The organism is Paenibacillus sp. 01T422, assembly GCF_056398785.1.
This window is the reverse complement of sequence record NZ_JBFTQB010001443.1, coordinates 1-848: the sequence shown is the minus strand read 5'-3', so window position 1 is coordinate 848 and position 848 is coordinate 1. Positions and strand designations below refer to the sequence as shown.

Genomic DNA, 848 nt, shown 5'->3' with positions numbered 1-848 from the left:
CCCAATAATGGGTTTAATACCACGTTGCTTACACGCTTTGTAGAAGGCAATAGCCCCGTACATCACACCGTGATCCGTCAAAGCAAGAGAGGTCATGCCCAGATTAGCTGCTTGTGTAACAAGCTCCTCCATGCGTGCGGCACCATCCAATAAACTGTATTCACTATGCACGTGCAAGTGTACAAACGAACTCATCAGCATTTCCTCCCTGCTCTCATTTTATTCCTTACATATTATCATATTGTAGACGTGCATTCCCATACATTAAGTATAGAGAGTTTGTCCTCATACGGACTGGAAAGGAAGCGGTAAAGTCATGGGAATCTTTTGGGCAAATATTATTTTATACTTCTGCATTGCTTTCGGGGTCGTCTTCGGGGGCAGCATGTTGAGCGGCATTGCGGCTGTGCTGACCCTTCAATCACCGACGGAGAAAATGATGACTGTGGCTGAAAATATTAAAATCTGGGCCATGGTGGCTGCTGTGGGCGGCACAATTGATCCGATACGCTATATAGAAAGCCATGTAGCTGTTGGTCATTTGAATCCTGCGATCAAACAAATCATTCTGATTGTCGTCGCCTTCGTGGGAGCGCAAATCGGTACCTCGCTCATCCAAATGATTTGCAAGGGAGGCCACCAACCTTGAGGATCCCTCCCTTTGCCCGCTATCAGCGCTTACTTGCGAACTTCGCACTGATGGTTTCGGGAGCCATCATTGGGAGCGCAGTCTACATGAGCATTCATCAGCACACCTATACGCAGCTGTACGTGGAAATGCATAAATATTTGCAGGAAAATCGCGATTTGCGTGCCGATATCGACAGTTTAAACAAAACAAAAAATAA

General features: G+C 46.2%; 2 protein-coding genes and 1 pseudogene. 2 read left to right on the top strand and 1 reads right to left on the bottom strand.

Annotation, left to right across the window (positions count from 1 at the left end; translation table 11 throughout):
* A partial coding sequence (locus AC1DUA_RS39390; RefSeq protein ID WP_477504849.1) for a PHP domain-containing protein occupies positions 1-195 on the bottom strand: 195 nt, incomplete at its 3' end.
* A gap of 121 nt (positions 196-316) precedes the next feature.
* Between AC1DUA_RS39390 and AC1DUA_RS39385 the strand changes: the two genes are divergently transcribed.
* Positions 317-649: a YtrH family sporulation protein gene (locus AC1DUA_RS39385; RefSeq protein WP_127458086.1), complete on the top strand. Its 333-nt coding sequence runs from the start codon at positions 317-319 to the stop codon at positions 647-649.
* Positions 646-848 (top strand): annotated as a pseudogene (locus AC1DUA_RS39380) (hypothetical protein); the annotation flags it as partial. The gene AC1DUA_RS39385 and the pseudogene AC1DUA_RS39380, both read left to right, overlap by 4 nt.